The organism is Murdochiella massiliensis, assembly GCF_900059565.1.
GTDB lineage: Bacteria > Bacillota > Clostridia > Tissierellales > Peptoniphilaceae > Murdochiella > Murdochiella massiliensis.
This window is the reverse complement of sequence record NZ_FIZW01000002.1, coordinates 131,262-152,401: the sequence shown is the minus strand read 5'-3', so window position 1 is coordinate 152,401 and position 21,140 is coordinate 131,262. Positions and strand designations below refer to the sequence as shown.

16 protein-coding genes and 1 tRNA gene are annotated in these 21,140 nt (G+C 45.9%); 4 read left to right on the top strand and 13 right to left on the bottom strand.

Features of this window, described 5'->3' with window-relative positions:
* Positions 1-169 precede the first annotated feature (169 nt).
* From argF to BN3910_RS02275, 8 genes are all read right to left on the bottom strand, one after another.
* Positions 170-1,174 (bottom strand): ornithine carbamoyltransferase, encoded by a 1,005-nt coding sequence (gene argF, locus BN3910_RS02310; RefSeq protein ID WP_066923949.1) that lies wholly within the window; start codon positions 1,172-1,174, stop codon positions 170-172.
* Positions 1,175-1,249: 75 nt separating this feature from the next.
* A complete protein-coding gene (gene argS / locus BN3910_RS02305; RefSeq protein ID WP_066923947.1) occupies positions 1,250-2,884 on the bottom strand; it encodes an arginine--tRNA ligase in 1,635 nt (544 codons plus the stop codon).
* Between the two features lie 68 nt (positions 2,885-2,952).
* Positions 2,953-3,918: a LysR family transcriptional regulator gene (locus tag BN3910_RS02300; protein ID WP_066923945.1), complete on the bottom strand. Its 966-nt coding sequence runs from the start codon at positions 3,916-3,918 to the stop codon at positions 2,953-2,955.
* Positions 3,911-4,765 (bottom strand): DMT family transporter, encoded by an 855-nt coding sequence (locus BN3910_RS02295; protein WP_066923943.1) that lies wholly within the window; start codon positions 4,763-4,765, stop codon positions 3,911-3,913. Before BN3910_RS02295 ends, BN3910_RS02300 begins: the two co-directional genes overlap by 8 nt.
* A gap of 52 nt (positions 4,766-4,817) precedes the next feature.
* Positions 4,818-5,648, bottom strand: a complete 831-nt coding sequence (locus BN3910_RS02290; RefSeq protein ID WP_066923941.1) for a carbon-nitrogen hydrolase family protein — start codon at positions 5,646-5,648, stop codon at positions 4,818-4,820.
* Between the two features lie 24 nt (positions 5,649-5,672).
* Entirely contained in the window at positions 5,673-7,010 is a 1,338-nt protein-coding gene (locus BN3910_RS02285; RefSeq protein WP_066923939.1) for a sodium/glutamate symporter, read from the bottom strand.
* Between the two features lie 46 nt (positions 7,011-7,056).
* Positions 7,057-7,926, bottom strand: a complete 870-nt coding sequence (locus BN3910_RS02280; RefSeq protein WP_066923937.1) for an isocitrate lyase/PEP mutase family protein — start codon at positions 7,924-7,926, stop codon at positions 7,057-7,059.
* Positions 7,927-8,164: 238 nt separating this feature from the next.
* Positions 8,165-8,238: transfer RNA gene (locus BN3910_RS02275), tRNA-Arg, on the bottom strand.
* Between the two features lie 116 nt (positions 8,239-8,354).
* On the opposite strand from BN3910_RS02275, the gene BN3910_RS02270 reads away from it, so the two are divergent.
* Positions 8,355-9,677 (top strand): helix-turn-helix domain-containing protein, encoded by a 1,323-nt coding sequence (locus BN3910_RS02270; protein ID WP_066923935.1) that lies wholly within the window; start codon positions 8,355-8,357, stop codon positions 9,675-9,677.
* A gap of 122 nt (positions 9,678-9,799) precedes the next feature.
* Here the strand turns inward: BN3910_RS02270 and BN3910_RS02265 are convergent, their stop codons facing one another.
* From BN3910_RS02265 to arcA, 4 genes are all read right to left on the bottom strand, one after another.
* Positions 9,800-10,915, bottom strand: coding sequence for an alanine--tRNA ligase (locus tag BN3910_RS02265; RefSeq protein ID WP_066923933.1), 1,116 nt, complete (start codon positions 10,913-10,915; stop codon positions 9,800-9,802).
* Positions 10,916-11,053: 138 nt separating this feature from the next.
* Positions 11,054-12,601 (bottom strand): YfcC family protein, encoded by a 1,548-nt coding sequence (locus BN3910_RS02260; protein WP_082790264.1) that lies wholly within the window; start codon positions 12,599-12,601, stop codon positions 11,054-11,056.
* 52 nt (positions 12,602-12,653) lie between these two features.
* Positions 12,654-13,592 carry a carbamate kinase gene (gene arcC, locus BN3910_RS02255; protein WP_066923931.1) on the bottom strand — a complete coding sequence of 313 codons (939 nt, stop codon included), beginning with the start codon at positions 13,590-13,592 and terminating at the stop codon, positions 12,654-12,656.
* A gap of 94 nt (positions 13,593-13,686) precedes the next feature.
* A complete protein-coding gene (gene arcA, locus BN3910_RS02250) occupies positions 13,687-14,913 on the bottom strand; it encodes an arginine deiminase (RefSeq protein ID WP_066923929.1) in 1,227 nt (408 codons plus the stop codon).
* A gap of 407 nt (positions 14,914-15,320) precedes the next feature.
* Here arcA and BN3910_RS02245 point away from each other — a divergent pair, with 407 nt between their 5' ends.
* From BN3910_RS02245 to BN3910_RS02235, 3 genes are read left to right on the top strand one after another with little or no spacing between them, the layout of a single operon-like run.
* Positions 15,321-17,009 (top strand): glutamine--tRNA ligase/YqeY domain fusion protein, encoded by a 1,689-nt coding sequence (locus tag BN3910_RS02245; protein ID WP_066923927.1) that lies wholly within the window; start codon positions 15,321-15,323, stop codon positions 17,007-17,009.
* An 11-nt stretch (positions 17,010-17,020) separates the two neighbouring features.
* Positions 17,021-19,816 (top strand): YfhO family protein, encoded by a 2,796-nt coding sequence (locus tag BN3910_RS02240; RefSeq protein WP_066923925.1) that lies wholly within the window; start codon positions 17,021-17,023, stop codon positions 19,814-19,816.
* Entirely contained in the window at positions 19,813-20,175 is a 363-nt protein-coding gene (locus BN3910_RS02235; RefSeq protein WP_148417315.1) for a hypothetical protein, read from the top strand. The genes BN3910_RS02240 and BN3910_RS02235 overlap by 4 nt, the downstream gene beginning before the upstream one ends.
* Here the strand turns inward: BN3910_RS02235 and BN3910_RS02230 are convergent.
* Positions 20,165-21,079: an AEC family transporter gene (locus BN3910_RS02230; protein WP_066923922.1), complete on the bottom strand. Its 915-nt coding sequence runs from the start codon at positions 21,077-21,079 to the stop codon at positions 20,165-20,167. The genes BN3910_RS02235 and BN3910_RS02230 overlap by 11 nt on opposite strands.
* Positions 21,080-21,140: the final 61 nt, after the last annotated feature.

The following is a 21,140-nucleotide window of genomic DNA, read 5'->3' as shown; positions in this document are numbered from 1 at the left end:
TCCTTTTCTTCTTTCTTCCCAGGGCAACAATGAACACAGAAACCTTGCGGCGTCTGCTTTTACTCTACCCAAAAAAACAGCAGGAAAACGGTAATTTCCCTGCTGTTTATTTATAGATTTTTTATTTTTATCGAAATCCCCGACACAAACGGTCGAGGTGATTTCTGTGTTACTTCAAGGTGGCGAACATCACCGCTTTAATGGTGTGCATACGGTTTTCAGCCTGATCAAATACCTTCGAATGTTTGCCCAAGAACACCTCGTCGTTCACTTCCATACCGTCAAGATCAAAGTCTTTGCCGAACTTTTCATTTACATCTACACCAATGGTGGTCTTCAGGTCATGGAAGGACGGCAGGCAGTGTAGGAAGATGACATCTTCGGAAGCGTTGTCGATGACTTTCTGGTTGACCTTGTAGGGATAGAGCTGATGAATACGAGATTCCCAAACTTCATCCGGTTCGCCCATGGAGACCCAGATGTCCGTATAGATGACATCGGCATCCTTCGTTCCTTCTTCAACGTCTTCCGTGAAACGGATCGTCGCACCGGATTCTTCCGCGAAACCTTCTGCCTTTTTAATGAGCTCTTTCGTCGGCATGAGTTCTTTCGGACCGCAACCGGTGAAGTTTACGCCCAATTTCGCGCAGGTAATCAACAGCGAATTGGAAACGTTGTTGCGGCAGTCGCCCATGAAGACGAAATTAATACCCTTCAAATAGCCGAAGTTTTCCTGAATGGTCAACATATCCGCAATCATTTGAGTCGGGTGGAACTCGTCGGTTAAACCGTTCCATACCGGAACACCAGAATCTTCAGCAAGGGTTTCCACCATTTTCTGATCAAAACCGCGATATTCAATACCGTCATAGAAACGGCCCAAGACCTTAGCGGTATCCGAAATGGATTCCTTCTTGCCCATTTGGCTCGAACCCGGATCCAGATAGGTTACGCCCATACCCAGGTCACGACCGGCAACTTCAAACGAGCAGCGAGTACGAGTGGAGGTTTTTTCGAACAGAAGAACGATGTTCTTTCCTTCGAGGTAGCGATGCGGTGTATGAGTCATCTTCAGATCTTTGAATTTCTGACCCAAGTCGATTAAATACTGAATTTCCGCCGGCGTATAGTCCGATAACGTGAGAAAACTTCTTCCTTGCAGATTGATTGGCATACATAACTCCTTTTATCGTTGTAATGTTAGAACCGTCATGCGTTTATAGTAGAAAAACGCATCAATCCTTTTATATCACATCTTGTCCGGTGAAGATACACCGATCAGGTCTAAAGCGTTGTGTAATACGTTTTTTACCGCTAAAACCAGTCCGACACGCTCATTCGTTGCTTCCGGATCGTTTTCATCGACGACTTTTGTTTCCCCATAGAAGCTATGGAAAGCCGATGCGAATTGCATCAGGAAATTCGTCATCTTGTTCGGTTGACGTAATTTTGCCGCTTCCGCTACAACATCCGGGAAGGAGTCCATGAGTTTAAGCAAGACAACTTCTTTGTCACTTGTTAAATGACTGTACGTATCCTGTTCATGGAATTCGGGAGCACGCTCTAACAGGGCTGTTGCACGAGCATGGGCATACTGGATGTAATACACCGGATTCTCATTGGACGCTTTTTTCGCAAGTCCGATATCGAAATCCATTTGCGCTTCCACAGCTCGGCTAATGAAGAAATAACGAGCAGCATCGACGCCGACTTCATCAATCAATTCACGAATCGTTACGGCGTTGCCGGAACGCTTCGACATCTTGACTTCTTCCCCATTTTCGACCAGATGGACCATCTGGATGATGTCCACTTCCAAATCGTCGCGCTCATAGCCGAAGGCCATCAATGCAGCCTTCATGCGATTAATATAACCATGATGATCCGCACCCCACAAGTTGACCAATTTGGTATATCCACGATCAAACTTGTACAGATGGTTTGCAATATCCGGGGTCATATACGTCAAAAGTCCGTTCGCTTTGCGTAGGACGCGATCTTTATCATCGCCCCAGCGCGTGGTTTCAAGCCACAATGCGCCGTCTTCTTCATAGACAATGCCAAGCGCCTTCATCTTTTCAATGGCCTCATCGACTTTTCCGGTGTCATAGAGCCACTGTTCACTCACCCAAGAGTCAAATTCGCAGCGGAAGTCACGCAATACATCCTCAATTTTCGCAAGCTCTTCTTTATAGCCTTTTTGTTTGAAAAACTCGGTACGACCTTCTTCTTTATCCAGCCATACATCACCATATTCTTTGGCCAAATTTTCACCGATTTGCTTCACATCATCGGCGTTATATCCATCTTCCGGAATGGCCACGTCACGCCCGAAATACTGTGCATAGCGCGCATATACCGACAAACCGAGATTGGTCATCTGGGCGCCGGCATCGTTAATATAGTATTCTCGAAGCACGTCATACCCACTGGCTTTCAGCAAACGACAGATGACATCGCCCCAGACTGCACCACGCGCATGGCCAAGGTGCAAATCTCCCGTCGGGTTGGCGCTAACGTATTCCACCAAAATCGATAGACGTTTCCCACTGTAGTTTTGACCGTATTTTTCCCCTTGTTCCAAAACCTTATTAACAACCTGAGCCAAAGAATCTTTCTTTAAACGGAAATTTAAATAGCCGGGTCCGGCAACTTCTGCTGTTTCCAGTAAATCTGATTTCTTGAGGAGCAGCTCGGCCAGCTCTTCAGCGATCTGACGCGGAGCACGTCGTAATTGCTTGGCTAACTGCATGCAAACGGTGGTTGCATAATCACCAAAGTCCGTGTTGCGCGGTACTTCAATCGGAATCAAATCCAGCTTCAACGAATAGTGTTCTTCCAGAACGTCGCTGATCAGTTTACTCAGTTTTTCTTCATTCGTCATATTTTTCCGCCTTTTCCTTTGCTTTTCTCTTTCCTTGTGAAGAGAATGAAACACTACCACTAACGTACCTATTGTACCACACCGGAACGATGGCTTTTCATTTGCTTCATCGAGAATTTTTCAGCCAACACCAATTTTGCGCGTTGACAGAAACGTTCTACGGTACTCTTTTTTGTTCCTTTATGATACACAGCAAGAATCGAAGTTACATTTTCTAATTGTCCCGCGGAAAAATACCGTAAGTTGGAAGAGGGTTGCAAAGACATCAGAGAAGAAAAGGTTTGAAAGGTTATACCTTTTCCACTCTCCACAAGACCTAATGCTGATGCCAAACTTGGTGCTTCAATCAATTCCTTCGGTTTCAGTCCATAATAGGAAAAAAACTGATTGGCAAAAAGACGAATGTTCTGCCATGGGCGTAATACGATGAAGGGCTCATCTATTAATTGTGAATAATCGATTTTTTCTGGATTAAAAGGAGAAAATTCCGTGGCTTCATTATCAATGAATCCTTCTTTTTGTCTCGCAACGAGCATAATCGGATCTGCTGCCAATACCATGTGTTCCAAATCCGGATCTTCCGGGATCATATTCGTCAGTAGAATATCCGCTTTTCTCTTTCGGATCATGTCGAGACATTCAAAAATCGGTCCCTCAGAAACTTCAAGATTAACCGTTGGATACTGATTGGCAAAGGAAGGGATGACCTTAGGCAAGACGTATACACCCAATAATGGAATAGTAGCGATCGAAAGAACATCCGTTTCATTTTGCTCGTGGCCGATCAGCCTGCTTTTCATTTCTTTTTCCATGGCTAAAAATTTTTCCATGTATGATAGATAAATTTTCCCCTGCTCCGTCAATTTTGTGGGCATAGCATCCCGATCAAAGAGAATAATGCCCAATTCATTTTCAACGCGCTTGATAAATCGACTCAGTGCGGGTTGAGAAATATAAAGTTGTTCTGCTGCACGGGTAAAATTTTGTGATTTTTCCACAGCTTTTACGTACGTATAGTAGCGACGATCAAACACCTGTGGCTACCTCCTTCTGTGTGGGATCCGATGTGCGTTTAGACCACACATTCATTGTAATGGATGTAAGGATAATGGCAGAACCTATTATTGCGCTAATTCCCGGTTTTTCTCCAATGAGCAACAAAACCCATACCGGCGTTAAAATCGGATCCAGTATCGGAATCAATACAGCTTCAAGCGCACTCAAACCTTTACTTGCATAGGCATATAAACCATAAGATAAAGCAATAAAAATACCGTTGAGCAGAACAAGCATCCAGTCGAGTCCAAACGTAAAAGGTACTTGTACAAGAAAAGGCAAGCCTACTATAGCGGTTAACATGTTGCCCATAAAAACGCAGACAATAGGATCATTGTTTTTCTGTTGACGCAAAAAAAGAGAAATGCCGGCAAAAAATATTCCATTGCCAACCGCGATCAGATTGCCCAGTACGCTTCCTCCGCCGAACTGGTCAAGAAAAAAGAGAGCCATCCCGATGATCACGCCAAATAAGCAAAGAAAATCAGCACGACTCAATTTTTCTTTCCACCAGAAAAACGAAAAGAGGGCAACATAGATTGGTGCACAATATTGCATTATAATCGCCATTGCAGCGGTCGTCAGCTTGTTAGAACCGATAAAACTATAGGTGAAAAGGCAGTAACATATGGCATAGCCCAAAATAGCTCTGTCCAATTGTATTTTGTTTTTTCGTACAAATGGCCAGAGTAATAGCCCTGCCACAGCGCTGCGTCCACAGGCAATCGCCATGGCATTCCACGAGATCACTTTGACAAACAATCCGGAAAGACTCCAGATGAACGCAACGAGGATAGTCAGAAGAATAGATTTTTGACGCTGCATGATACCCTTCCTAAAAGGGAAAGGCTTAAGCCTTTCCCTTTACGCTTTACTCCTAAGCACGCTTTAATGTATAAATATCCGGTCGACGATTCTGAAGGCTGAAAAGTTGATTTCTAACCTTATCCATATAGTCGAGGTCAATTTCTGCGGTAATCACGCCAGGCTTATTAGAGGCCCTTGCAATTACATTCCCCCATGGATCTACAATCAAGGTATTTCCATATGCGGCAAATTTCGGTTTCTGGCCGATTTGAGCCGGTGCGATAACATAGCAGCCATTTTCAATCGCTCTTGTACGCAAAATGCACTCCCAATGATCCTTACCGGTCGGCATGGTGAAATCAGCAGGCATCATCAGAATCTGCGCTCCCTCAAGAGCCATAATACGATATAACTCAGAAAAACGCATATCGTAGCAAATCGATAAACCTAAAATACCACAGTCCTTGGTATCAACGGTAACAATGTGATTGCCCGGTGAAATGCGATCCGACTCCCTGTTCTCTACTCCACCAGGGATGACAATATCAAAGGGATGAATCTTATGGTATTTTGCCACAAACTCACCATCCGGATTAATGACCATAGTTGAATTATACGGACGATCATCTTCTTTGTTGATTTCATAGATGCTTCCACAATGTAACCAGACGGAAAGTTCTTTTGCTAAAGAAGACATCAACTGAAATGTCCGTCCCCCCGGCACCTCTTCTGCATGTCCGACACTGTCCGGGCCACAATAATTCATATTTTCCGGCATAGTAATCAGCTTTGCTCCGCGTCCAGCTGCTTCACGTATAAAGGCTTCCGCTACATGCAGATTTTCGTCAACATTTTTCTGGGAGTCCATTTGAATTGCTGCGGCAATAAATTTATTTGTCATCGTTTACTCCTTTTGATTGTTTACTCACGCTTTTTTCTTCTTGCGCCCAAACAGCAAATGGCCGCCAATAAGGAAAAAGAGGAATAATAATACCGAAACTACCGTGGTAATCATCGGCGCTGTAAAGATTGCCAAGGATCCAACAACCATATAAGGAATTTGCCATGCATAGCCCAATGTGCTGGAGGTGGAAATACAGGAAGAAGCTGCTGTATCCGAATCAGGATCCATTACCTTGATCAGCATAAGACCTGTCGCTAAAACACCGCAAGCCATACCGAAAAGTCCTACGCCGGTTTCAAACTGGTCATGTTGTAGCCAACGACGACCGAGTTTGACACAGATCAGATAATTTCCCAGCCCCATAGCCAAAGATACGACCAGAAGCGGTATGCCGTAGGCAATGAATATATGCATGGAGGTTGTGGCAATAGCTGCAGTAATCATATACTCCAACGCCGTCCCTGTAATACGACTCATTGTCTTACGATCAATGTAATCATTAAATTTCGTTTTACTGATCACACCGCCAATAATCATACTGGAAAGAAGTACAGCCCCAACCAGTGGGAAGCGTTTCATGATTGGATGAATCTGGATAAGAAGTTCACGAATTATGACTCCGACGACAACGACGGCACCTACAATTGCTAAAGAAAAAGCTAAAGGATCAAGAGAAGAAGCATTCGTTACACCGTTCCCTAGTGAACGCCGATCTGCAGGTTCCACATAACCGGTTTTTTGTTCTTTCGGCATCTCATCAAAAGACATTTTTACATGCGTAAGGCCTTTTTTTGCACCAAGGTTGATCAGAATCATTCCTGCAATGACACCGGTTAAGATGCCGATGGTGGCAAACGTTACGCCAACACCTAAAGCATCATCCCAGAATCCTGCTTCTTGAATAATCGTTCCGACGGTTGTTGCATTACCATGCCCAGCATAGAATCCCCATACTCCCATGTAGCCGAACTGATAAGGCAGATCTTTCATAAATAAACAGAAAATAGCGGTAATGCCCAAGCCAAGAATCATCTGCGCTTGGTGTGCAGCACCGGCGAGGAACGTCGTCGCCATTCCGTCACGTCCTATGGAGTCCAGCTTAATTCCTAAGAACATAGTCGCGCAGATAAATACAACCAAAGCACCCGCCCATTGTCCAATTCCCTCACTGAAAGGAATATAGACCGGAGCAACCTGTCCAAGCCAGCTCTTGCTCAGTAACATGCCTAAAAATCCTGCAATCAATGAAGTAGGAATAAAGAAACGTTGCAGAAAAGTTATTCGCCTGCGCATCTCAAAGCCGATCAACAGCAACACGCTTAAATAGGCAAAATCCTTCAGCACTTGTGTCATTGTCATAATACTGTCCCTTCTATTTCATAATAGAGCACCGGAGATAAATTACTTATTGGTAGTACGGTGCAAATTCCTCTACCAAAGAAAACTGTCCCATCATCGCATGCACCTTTGTAGGCGGATCGGTCATTCGATTGCGCACAGCCAATGTCGATCCGGATTGAGCCAGCTCGCCTAAAACTTCAAACATCGCTTCAGAAGCCGCCAACATAGAAGAAATGGGAAATAAACCGATGCTGAACCCAAGCGCCGCAACATCTTTTGGCGGAATATTTCCTCCTACATAGCCTTTTTCGTTTAAGTTGACCATCAACGGAATCTTTGATTCCTTTGCTACACGTTGCAACTCTTCCATGGACTTAATACCATCTACGTAGGCATAATCTGCTCCCGCTTCTTTTGCCGCATTAATACGAGAAATGGATTCATCGATCCCATATCCATAAAGATTTGCGCATGTACGATAAATCAAAACGAATTCTTCACTAACTGCTGCGCGAATGGCTTTGATTTTCGGTGAAACCAAATTCCAATCTAAGATTTCATCCCTATCCGGACGAAGCGCAGGCAGAACCTTATCGTCAATTTGCAAACCGGCGCAACCGAGCTGTTCATACATTTTTCCTGTGTTGGCTGCATGAATCGCGTTACCGAATCCGGCATCCGCATCGGCGACAAGTGGAGTTGTAACGGTGCTCGTAATATGCGTAATTGTGTCGGCAAAGTCGGCTAAACTTAAAAAGCCAATATCAGGTCTGCCGATACGGCTGTAAGCCAATGCTCCACCGGAAAGAAAAAGTGCAGGAAACTGCGACTCTTCTGCTATCTTTGCCGACAAGCAATCATAAACACCTGGAAGCGTCAGGAATTCGTTTTCCGAAAGCAGCTTCCGAAGTTTTTTCGCTTGACTATTTACCATATTTTTTCCTCCTTCTTTAATACCTATTGTTTATCATTATTTATTATTTCTATAGGCTTATTTTCTGTCAATTCGAATCATGATATCTCGTCATAACCAATCTGCTATCGCTATCCGTTTTCACAAACTGAAATAAATGATGGTTTACTCTTCAATCTAAGGAAAACGATTCGTCTTTAAGAGGAGTGAAAAATATTGAACAATAAAAAAGAGCCGCAACACTCGTTGCGACTCATGACGTGCCATTGAGGATTCGAACCCCAGGCCTTCTGGTCCGTAGCCAGACGCTCTATCCAGCTGAGCTAATGGCACCCGTCTATTGCATAGTAGCATACTTCACGTGAAAAAACAAATTTTTGAACGAAGAAGACAAAACACGTATACTGTAAAAAGAAATAATCGGTAAAATACCATAAACAGGAGATACTATGAGTATCAGTCTCATTCAATCGAAATTTACGTCTTTGCTCAATCCCGATCGTATCGCGAGCTACGATCAGGAAACCAATCGCGAAGCGACAATGATGCTCATTCACAGCATGAGTCGTTTTCTATACGTAACGGAAGGAAAAGCAACCATTCGCATCAACGGAATTGATTACTCCATGTCGCCTGGCACGATGATCGCGATTCTCCCCTGGGATGTGACACAAATTATTTTCATTGAAAAGCCTATCACCTATGAACGCATCATTTACAATTTGAACTTTATCAATCTTTATTTGCGCTCGGACTACAACCCGAATAAACAATTTTTTGCGCTGTGGCATCGTATACGACAAAACCCGGTTATTCACGCCAATAAAGAAGAGGCGCGACGCATTCAGTGTGCCATTGAACGAGTGCGAAATGAAGTCGGTGTAGAAAGTGTGTTTTCGGATCAGCAGAAGGAAACTCCAAAAGAGACATTCAGTGAAATGTATACCGTGTCACTGATTATTGAACTGCTTGTGCTTTTTGTTCGTGCGCTGGATGATACCGACGAGGAAAAGAGTGAATCCGAAATGACGCAACTCGCCGACGCAAGCGGTTCTTCCTTCTTTATCGGCGATCTGCTCAACTTCCTTTACAGCCATTTACAGGAAAAAATTACGCTGGATCGGCTCAATAAGATTTTCTTTGTCAGTCAATCCACCATTTCCAAACGCTTGAAAGAAACCTTGGGCTATACCTTTCAGGAGTTGATTACATCCATGCGCATCTATAAAGCGATGGACTTATTGACCTATACCGATTTCAGCCTTCAGGAGATTGCCAAACTCGTGGGCATGAATGATGCGGCGCATCTTGTTCATTCCTTTGAAGCCATGGAGGACATGACGCCCAACGAATTTCGTACCAATTTTACGTCATCCATTGAGCGCAAGACGCATCTGAAGGCCTCGGAGTCCTCCTCTGCGCTGGAAGTGATCAATGACATTCTGAACAACTATCAAAATCCCATGCTTACACCGCAATCCGTTGCTGAAAAGCATCAGCTTTCGCTGGTGGAGCTTAATCGCATCACCCTTTATTATGTCGAGCGATCCGCTACGGAATTCATCGCTTCGTTGCGTATTAATCGCGCCTCTGAACTGCTTTTACGTTCCGAACTGCCCGTAACGGAGATCGCTATGATCGTCGGGTTTAAAACGCTTAAAACTTTCTATCGCTACTTCCGCAAGACCTTCGGCACCTCCCCCACTGAATTTCGTCAGCAGGTTCATTTTCAACAGGAGGACGGAAGTGTGGAAGAAGAGGACAAACAATAAGAAGAATCTGCTTCTTCCTGTAATACAAGAGTATGAAAATACGGTGCAACCAAAGGATGCACCGTATTTTTATTACGAATCTCTTCGTTCTGAAAATGATACCTAATGGAAGATCTCGAGGTCTACGACAGCGCCTTTCTTACGATCTCCGCCAGTTCTTTCATAGGCAAAGAGGACTGACCGTTAACAAGTTGCGGCGAACCACCGCCACGCACCTGTCCCGCGTCCTTAACGGAAGCGAGCCAATCGCGCGCTTTTCCTTCAACGGATGCAAACACCAAGGCGCAGCCTCCCTGCTTTTCCGCTAATAAAATTTTGGAACAATTCTCCTCCGATAGCAGCTTTTGTCCAATGTTGCGCAGCATAGAGGCATCGGATGCAGAGAGGCAAATCACTAAATCGGAAGACACTGCCAGCGTTCTAGCCTTCGCCTCTGCAAGGGCTTCTTCCAGTTCCTTTATATGCTCTTTTTGTTGCTGTTCGTTGTCGATCATGGCTGTAACACGTTCTACCAGCTCCTTTTCGCTGACCTTAAGTTTGCGTTCTAATATACGCAACAGATCGTACTTTTCTTTTAAGGCGCGGCCAACAGCCGGACCGATGACCACATGTACGCGTACGCCGCGCGTGGTTTTTTCCTGTTCCAAAAGGACGAAACTACCGATCTCTACCGTATTGTGAAGGTGCGGTGTTCCGCAGGGTTGCTCATCCAAATCACCGTAGCGGACGACGCGAACCGTATCAAACTGCTGATAGTCCGGATCCGGATAATCTTCCCCTTTTACATACTCCAGTGAAAGAGGAACGGCATCACGAATGGCCTGGTTGATATACGCTTGCATATCGGCCATTTCCTCCTCCGTAAATTCTCCGCGATCCACTTCAAACCATTGATTGCCTTCATGTACCCCCACGGCAATCATAATGTGTCCCAAGCGGCGAAAATATCCGTCAAAGAGATGCAGGGCGCTTTGTGCAGCGGTGTTGGTAAGGCGAGTGTCTTCGTCCACTTCCATATGAATGGGGTCCGTTAGTTTTCCGTCTACACGATGCCAAAGCTCGCCGTTTTCCCAGAAAAGATCGGTCACCAAAAAGCCGTTGATGGTTCCCGAATCGCCCGGCATTCCACCCTTTTCACCCCAAAAAACGGTATCTTCAAAGGTATACGCACCGTCTTTTTCTTTCATAATTTTGGTGTCCGTTTTTAATCGCCAAAAATCGTCATAGTGTCCGGTCATCTCAACCCCCTATCATTTCCCCACAATTTTCGTTAATTAGATACCCCTTTTCGTACAAAAGAAAAGAGGGAGACAGAAGTCTCCCCCTTCGCTGAGAAATGGCAAGGTTTCCTCAGCACAATATTCACTTTACACCAATTAGAAAATCATTTCCGCAACGGTCAAGATAATCGCGCAGGCAATCGCAATGATGATGAGCAGCTTGAATACCCACTTAAGGTAGGTGGCGTACTCAACACGTGCCGCGGCGACACCGCCCATAACAACACCGGAGGTCGGCGTTGCCATGTTGACGACACCGGAACCGGCGGTGAAAACATTGACCATGATGTTCGGGTTAAAGCCAAGCTGAGCAGCGAGTCCGCCCATAACCGGGATGGACAAACCGGCAAGGCCGGAAGTCGACGGAACCAGGAAGCTCAACAGGATGTAAACAACGAGGGACAGCGGAATAAAGACTGCGCCCGGAACACCCTGAAGCATGCGTGTGCACTGATCCAGAATCCAGAAGTCCATGTGCGTCTGACCCATGACCACAGTGATACCACGGGAAACCGCGATAATGATACCGACGGAAAGAAGGTCTTTTGAACCATCAATGAATGTCTCGATATAGCTGTGTTCGCTGTAGCCGCCGATAAGGGCGATTACAATGGATCCGATGATGAACCAGGCAGCCAGTTCCAAGAAGTACCACAAGCCGAGCGGTTGGCCCGTAAGGAAATCAGACCATCCAAAAGCAGCCAGATAAGCAGCTTCGTCACCACCGAAGTTGAGGTCCTGATACGAAATCAGGGACGCAATCATCACGACGAACATTAATGCAAAGACGCAAAGGATAGCCTTATGACGTCCCGTGAATTCAATCTTCGCATTCGGATCTTCTTCGCCGAAATGTTCACGCATCGTTTCCTGCTCCTGAAGGGAAAGAATCGTCGATCCTTTATCTCTTTTTACCTTCTTGGCATAACGCAAGGTGAACGCGATAGCAATTGCTACAACAGCAAGCCAGAGAATCGCACCGATGAGATAAATCTGACCACTGTTCGGTTCAATACCGATGGCATTCAGACCGCCGATGGCAACGCCCGTAGCAAATGGATTAATCGTCGAACCAAGGCAACCGGATGCCGAACCGACAAGAACCGTGGCTAACGCAACGATGGAGTCAAATCCGGCGATAACCATAGCCGAGGTGATAAAGGCATAGAAACCGATGGTCTCTTCCGCCATACCGTATGTCGTTCCACCTAAGGAGAACAGGAACATCAGAACAACAATCAATACTTCTTCTTTTCCGTGCATCTTATGCACTAAAGCATTGATTCCGGCTTCCAATGCCCCAGTCTTCATCACGACGTTCAGGAAGCCACCGAGAGCAATGATGAACATCAAGAGGTCGGAAGCATCCGTAAAGCCGTTTGGAATCGCCATAACGAAGTCCTGTAATTTTGCGGCAACCACGGATACATGTTCGCCGCCTTCCACCGTTTCCAATAAGTCCCCATATGTTTCCGGATCAAGCGATTGGATGATCGAATCACTGATCTCTGCGCCGTTCAAGAAAACCGAAATCAAACAAAGAACGGCAAGAATAATGACAAGGATGGTGAAAGCCGATAGAGAATGACGTTTCTTTTTCGCCGGCATTGTTTCGGCATTCGGCTGTTTATTCGTTTCAGCCATAATAAACTCCTTTCAATTCTTTCTTTCGAACCGAGGTTCGGTTGCTGACGGACTATCGCGTAATAACCGTGCCCGTCTTTCCTTCCAATGCATCTTTTGCTTTCGCGAGAGACGTGATCAGCGCCTTGCCGCCTTCACGTTGTTGAACATAATCTAAGCATGCTTCAATCTTCGGCAACATTGAGCCGGGTGCAAACTGTCCCTGCGAAATGTACTCTTTAGCTTGCTCGACATTCATCGTGTCGATCGCCTTTTGATCCGGCTTATTAAAGTTTACCGCAACTTGGTCAACCGCGGTAAGAATAACGAGCATATCCGCATCAATATCCAGCGCTAAGCGGGAAGAGGAACGATCTTTATCAATAACCGCCGGAACGCCGCGATAGGCTCCCTGCTCTTCCACCACCGGAATACCGCCGCCGCCAACCGTGATGACGATATCGCCGAGCTCAACAAGCTGTTTGACAACGTCCAACTCGACAATCTTCTTCGGAAGAGGACTGGCTACGACACGACGATAACCGCGTCCGGCGTCTTCAACAAACGTATAGCCGGTTTCCGCAGCCAGTTTATCGGCTGTTTCTTTATCCATAAAGCTGCCGATCGGCTTGCTCGGTTTCTGGAACGCCGGATCTTTTTCATCGACGACAACTTGAGTGACGACACAAGCAACCTTTCGCTCGTTCATCTTACGAGCAGCCAATTCCGCCTGAATGGATTGCATAAGATGATAGCCGATATAACCCTGGCTCATCGCACCGCATTCCGGGAAAGGCATCGCCGGTGTTTTTCCGCCGTTTTCCGCTGAAAACGACATTGCATTGTTGATCATGCCCACTTGAGGACCATTGCCATGTCCGATAATGACATCGCAGCTTTCAGCCAGATCGACAATGGTCTTTGCTGTTTGTTTCACCAGTTCAAGCTGTTCGCCCGGCGTGTTGCCGAGAGCGTTGCCGCCCAAAGCAACCACAATCCGTTTTTTAGTCATACATTCTCCTTCGTTGAATAAGCAAATGCATCAAGCCGTAAACCGGTACGCCACAGGTGTACCGGTCTACGGAATGGATTACTGTTCTATTCTCTTAGTTTTCACGGACAAGCGGCATGGACATGCAGCGCGGGCCGCCACGACCGACCGTCAGGTTGTCGGAATCCAGTTCAAGAACCTCAAATCCGGCTTCTTTCAGCATCTTGTTGGTTTCAAAATTGCGCTTATACACCACGATTTTTCCCGGAGCAAGCGTCAAGGTATTGGAGCCGTCCGTCCATTGTTCACGTTCAGCAGCCATTTCATCACCACCACCGCAGGGGAACAGACGAACTTTTTCAATGCCGAGAATGCCGGCAAGGATCTCACCCAAGGAGCCTTTATGCTCTTCGATTTTGACGTCGTGTTTAGCTTCGTCTTTCGTCAGCTCGAATACACGAAGCGTAGCCGTGATGCCCGGATGATAGGTGAAAGCGTCTTTATCAATCATGGTGAAGACGGTGTCAAGGTGCATGAATGCACGGGATACCGGAATATTAAACGCAAAAATACGTTCAATCTTGTTGTCTTCCGTCTCAAAGAAGAGATTCATCGCCAACTGCTGGATGGCGTCGGCCGTCGTGCGCTGAGAAATACCGACAAACAGCGTTTTTTCGTCTACGTTAAAGACGTCTCCACCTTCAATGTGGAAGTGATTGTGACGTCCGTAGAGGTCTTTGACCTGTCCCTTATATTCCGGATGATATTTGAAGATGTAATCCGCATAGATGGTCTCACGGTTGCGGGTTACGGAGAACATTTTGTTGATGACTGCCCCATTGCCGACCGATGCGAACGGATCGCGCGTGAAATAGAGGTTCGGCATCGGATTCACGAGCAGATACGGATGCTCTAATTCGTCAATCAAGAAATTCGTTTCAATGTCGCCTAATTCCTGGAAGGAAACACCAGCCATGGTCTTCATGACAAATTCTTTGGTGTCTTTAATACCGGCAAAGAAATCCTTCAAAATCTTATGATACGTTTCGGTATAAATACCGGCATCGTTCAAATATTCGTCGATAAATTTCTCGCGAAGTCCCTCATTTGCATCAAGGGTTTCCGCCATTAAATCTTCAAGGTATACCACTTCCACGCCTTCGTTGCGAAGGATATCGGTGAATGCATCATGCTCTTTTTGCGCTTTAACTAAATCCGGAATATCGTCAAAAAGCAATTCCGCGAGCGTATCCGGTGTAAGGTATTTCAGTTCTTCGCCCGGACGATGGACCAGAACCTTCCTAAGAGGCTGAATCTCACTAGTAACTTGAATGGGTTTCATAGCATTCCTTTCTTCTCCATGCTGATCTAAATAAAGATCTTTGTGGACAACTTGTAAAAACGATTTTCCGCTTTACAGAATTACCCGTAAAGCCATATTTAGTATAGGACCCGAAACGGAAAAAGTAAAGACAAGTTGCCTTTGATTCATTGTAAAAACAGAGAAAAACACGTTATATTGCCAATATCCTATGTTTTGCCTGCCAGAAATCGCAATTCTAACAGGGTACGAGATATGGTAGTTCTTTACTCCTCTATTCCTGAAGAGGAAAATCCGTTTTCCTATGTGGAACCGATTTCCTTACATAAATGCCTTTTTCATCGGCCATTTGGCTGAAGATGAGGAACTGACTAAAGAAAAAGAATTTAATGCTATAATAAGGACATCGCATCTATAAGGAGGACAACATGGACTGGGAAACAACAAATTTTATCCACCAGATTATCGAAGAAGAATCCGCGCCCGGCGGACGCGTTCACGGCCAACAGATCGTCACCCGCTTTCCTCCGGAACCGAACGGTTTTTTGCACATTGGTCATGCCAAGGCAATCAACATGGATTTCGGCACAGCAGAAAAGTATGACGGAATCTGCAATTTGCGCATGGATGATACCAATCCGGTGAAAGAAGATACGCTCTTTGTTGAATCCATCCAGGAAGATATCCACTGGTTGGGCTTTGACTGGGGCAACCGCTTCTATTTTGCCTCTGATTATTTCGAGCAGATGTATAAAGCTGCGATCGTGCTGATAAAAAAAGGGTTAGCCTACGTCGATGACCTATCTGCAGAAGATATGAGAGCCTATCGCGGCACGCTAACGGAGCCCGGTAAACCGAGCCCATGGCGCGATCGCAGCGTGGAAGAAAATCTTGATCTTTTTCAGCGCATGCGTAACGGTGAATTTGCTGATGGCGAAAAGACCCTGCGTGCAAAAATTGATTTGACCTCCGGAAACATTAATATGCGTGACCCGGTCATTTACCGTATAGCCCATCAGCAGCATCATCGTCAGGGTGATAAGTGGTGCATTTATCCAATGTACGATTTTGCACATCCCCTTGAAGATGCAATTGAGGGAATTACGCATTCCCTTTGTTCGTTAGAATTTGAAAATCATCGTCCTTTATATGATTGGGTTGTGGACAATACCGACATGCCCCATAAACCGCGTCAAATCGAATTTGCACGGTTAAATCTCTCCCACACGGTCATGTCCAAACGCAAGTTACGCACATTGGTGGAAGACGGACTTGTCGACGGCTGGGATGATCCGCGCCTGCCGACCATTCAGGGCCTACGACGTCGCGGTTTTACGCCGCAGAGCATTCGCAATTTTTGTGAACGCATCGGCATGACGAAAACCGACAGCATGGTCGATGCCCGTTTTCTTGATTACTGCGTGCGTGAGGACTTAAATGACCATGCTCCTCGAGCCATGGCAGTTTTGGACCCCATCCTACTCGTAATCGACAACTATCCCGAAGACAAAACGGAAATTTGTACGATCGCAAACCATCCGAAGGATCCGTCCATGGGAACACATACCATCCCCTTCGGTAAGGAAGTATGGATTGAACGCGAAGATTTTATGATTGATCCGCCGAAAAAGTACTATCGTCTGTTCCCCGGAAATGAAGTACGCCTGCAAAATGCATATATCGTAAAAGCCACCGACTATGAGCTGGATGAAGGCGGAAACGTTAAGGTCGTCCATGCCACATATGATCCGGACTCGTTCGGCGGAACGGCAGCGGATGGACGTAAAATTCGAGGAACGATTCATTGGGTCCCCGTGCGTAACGGTGTAACGGCAGAGGTTCGCCTTTACGATCGCCTCTTTACGGTGGAAAATCCGGATGGAGAGGAAGCGGATTACCATGAATTGTTGAATCCGGACTCGCTCACCATTATTCCGAACGCGGTTGTCGAACCGTGGCTTGCGGAAAAACATGACGACGCAATACGATATCAATTTATGCGCAAAGGCTACTTCTGTGAAGATCGCCATTATTCAACTCCGGAAAAGCATATTTACAATCGCGTCGTCACGCTGCGTGACAGCTATAAACCGGACAGTGAACCGACACAACATTGAACGGAGGAGCCATGTCGTCCTATCGAGTGTTAATTCAACGGGATAAACGAGATGTTCTGTTTGCGTACCGTAAATCGTCCGTGCCCAGACAAAACACGTTTTTTCTCCTCCTGATGAGTTTTCTTATTCCTATCCTTTTGCTGATGCCGGCATTTATCTATTCCGGCATCTTCCCCTTTGGGGACCATACTACGCTTGCCGTAGATCTACGCAATCAATATGTTGGCTTTTTTGAAGCGTTTCGACGTGTGACAGCGGATCCGGGAAGCCTACTCTATAATTTCACCAAAGGGCCGGGCGGACTGATGAGCGCAACAGACGCCTATTATTTGTTGAGTCCGTTAAATTTGCTCTTTTTTCTTTTCCCTGCTCAACATCTCCCTCTGGCCGTGGAACTTATTCAGCTCATCAAGATCGGTCTTTCCGGCCTCTTGTTTGCGCTCTTGCTCAACAAACGTGAGCATGGTTATGATTGGCGAACGTTGCTTTTTTCCTCCAGCTATGCCTTAATGTCTTTTACCATGGCCAACATGCTCAATGTCATGTGGTTGGATGTGTTGTATTTGGCCCCGCTGGTGGTGTTGTTTCTGGAACGTATGATGGACGGGAAAAGTCCTCTTCCCTATGTTCTTACGCTTACCCTCTCTATTATCGTCAATTTCTACATGGCCTATATGCTTTGTCTCTTCTTGGTGCTTTATGCCATCTGGGCCATTGTTCGTCGCTCAGCTTCGATGCGCGGACCGTCGAAAGAAAGACTGAAGCACTGCATCGGCCTTTTTTTCCGCTTTGCATTGTATTCCTTTATCGCCGGCACACTGACCGCGTGGCTCATTTTCCCGAATATGTATTCACTCCTGCTCAGCAAAGGACCTTATCAGGAGAGCGTGGTTGCGGACAGCGCCTTTAACTATCCGCTTGCAGATCCGTTTTCACGGCTCATTCCTGTGGCATTTGACTATGATCAGGTCTCCAACGGCTATGCCAACATCTATGCCGGTATGGTTCCTGCCCTATTAGGTCTGTTTTACTTTTTCAACCCGCGAATCAGCGTCCGTGAACGACTGTGCTCGCTTGGCATAATTGTATTTTTACTGCTCTCTATGAACATTAAAAAACTCAATGTGCTGTGGCACGGCTTGCAGTACCCGATATGGTATAACTACCGCTTTTCCTGGGTGTTCAGTTTCTTCACCCTTCTCATTGCCTTTCGCGGCTTTTTACGCATGAAACGCATTACGGTTGTCCAAATCGGCGTCGTTGTCCTTTTTTACGCTGCGTTGGTGATCTATCTCGCTCTGCGAAAACATCAGGACAGCAAACTCTTTCCCTTCGTTACCTATGCACACTTGATCGGCACATCTTTAGCTGTTGTTCTATTTCTTGTTTTATTGGTACAGTGGAGCAAAAACAGAAAAGGCATGCCCATCTCGGCTTTTCTTCTTCTCCTTTTCGCTCTGCTTGATCTGTCTGCCAATGCAGCAGTTTATACGGCCTGTTTTTCGTATGAAACACGAACGGAGTTCGCCTTCTTTCATCAACAGATGTGTGAAGCGTTGGAGCCGATTCGACCGAAAAATGGCGATTTTTATCGCATCGAAAAGACCTTTATGCATGACAGCAATGACGGTATGCGTTTTAACTACAGCGGATTGACACACTTCAACTCCACCTATGAATACAACACCATTGAATTGCTGTCCAGTCTTGGCTTTTCACGCGGAAGAGCCTCGACGGCAGGAGGCAATGCGACGAAACTGACGGATGCGCTTTTTGGTATCCGCTACTATTTGGAAGGAAAATACGACAAGAACAATGAAGATCTCATCGAAGGAATGAGCGCATTAAAATCCAAGTCGCATCGACCGGATGTGCAGGATATGCCACTCGTTTCTGACGGTTCGTATATACGTGTGTATGAAAATCCCTGGTGTATGCCGCTGGGGATGTTGGCGGAAGACAGTCTTTCCACCTTTTCCGCCGGTCGCATGAATCCTTTGGATTTTCAGGATCATCTTGCAAACATGATAGATGGAAAACCGGGAAGCGAAATCAACTACTTCGAGCATTTTGCCTTGGATGCACCGAAACTTCAAAATCTCACGCAAGAAGACGGAGAGGGCGCCCCGAAAGTCTATCGTCGTGTCGCTGAGGACAAGGACACAACGGCACGTTTGAATTACCAAGTGCACACTACAGGAAAGCGCTCCGCCTACGTCACGATCTCCGAGACATTTAACACGTATAACTCGAATATTTACCTGGATGACCAACCCGTTAGCAACAAGCGTTCCGGTAACGTCACCACCTCGCAGGTTCTCAATGTCTCCGGAGCGAATGAGGGCGAAAAAACGCAAAAACTTTCGATTCAAATGCACCGTAATAAAGACAGCTTTACCCTTAATAACGTCGCGCTTTTCACTTTAGATGAAGATGCGCTTCTACAGGCGGTCGATTTTCAACGGGAAAACGGATTGAAGCTGACACAGTTCTCTTCTACCTTCTTTTCCGGAACGTTTAACGCCAAACAGGAAACGCCTTATCTCTTGCTATCTCTTCCCTACGATGAAGGATGGAGTGCAAAACTGGACGGAAAAGATGTCTCTACGATTTCTGTCCTAGACTCCCTTACGGCAATTCCCGTAACGCCCGGTGAGCACACCCTGGAGATGACATTCCGCACACCCTTGCTGATGCCGGGCATCAGTCTGACGATTGCCGGTTTTATTTTGCTCATTATCCTCATACAAGGCGAGAAAAAAGCGAAAAAGCGAACGCATCCGCTTCTTTCCGAAAAAGAACAATGATGACGTACTCCGCTCTTCGCTTACTGAATCTGGTCACAAGATGCGCAGGTGGAGCACTGTTCGTGCTTGCCTGCGTTCCCATTCCGGGTTTACACCCTTGGATACCTTTGTTCTTCTCTCTCTTTCTTCTTGGTGTATCTGCACGTCTGGATTATCGCTATTGGCGTTGTCCGCATTGCCACCGTCATTTGGGAAAACGCATGTTTCCTTTCCCTTCGACCTGTCCGCACTGTCAATTTAGGTTAGGTAAAACGGATAAGGTGCCGAACAAAAAAGCATTCTATGCGTACCAGGAAGTGCAAAAATCTGCCAATTTTCCCGAGAATGAAGAGAAGAAAGATAATATATTCAATGAATAACCTGTTGGGCAATTCCTAACATAACGGGAATGGTCAAAGCACAGCCAAGACAGGTAACAACAATAATTTGTGAGGCATAGTACGGATCATAATCGTATATCTTTGCCTGCAATGCCAGATTGATGGCTGTAGGACAACTCCAAGCCACAATCGTAACCATACGCAATTCTACAGATCCGAAAGGAAAAAGAACCAGCAGGACAATCGGAATGAGTGGAAAAAGAACAAGGCGAACAAAAGATACCCACCAGACGCGCTTCGTATTGAACAATCCAGTGAGCGGCTTTTGTGCAATAAAAGCGCCAAGGATAATCATCGCAAGGGTTGAATTGATGCCGGCAAGCGCCGATAAAAGAGAAGTAAGAAAGGGTGGAATAGGAATCTGCAACAGATAGACAACCCAGCCGAAAAAAAAGGCAAGAAAAATGGGTTGTTTATAGAGGGTTGTAATGGCTTTCCAGGATAGTTTTTCTTTCTTGTTCAAAAGTGGAGAACCATAAAGAATAATAAGAAGGGTCGACATGACAACAGAAGGCGATATATAGAAAGTGCATGACGGACCAAATAAAGATGTCGCGATCGGAATCCCAACAAAAGCCTTATTATTAAAAATCACAGCATAGCGATCGATCGGATGGTCTTTGCCGAAAAGGACACGGGAAAGTATAATATAAATAACCTGAACAACTGCCGTAAAAAGCATGATTCCTGCAAGCCAAAGCGCTTCCTGTGCATCGAACGGACGTAGAAACGACTGAAAGAGCGTAAGAGGAAGAATATAACGAATGAGGATATGACTCATTTCATTGGTCGTCTCTTCGGAGAGTGTCCCTTTACGGGCAAGCATAAAGCCGAATCCGGCTAAGAAGGTGAACACTAGAAATTGTTGAAAAAAAGCACCCATTTCTTTTCCTGCCCGCTCTTTCATTCGAAATGTGCATGCGTCGGTATTTAAGACACGTACT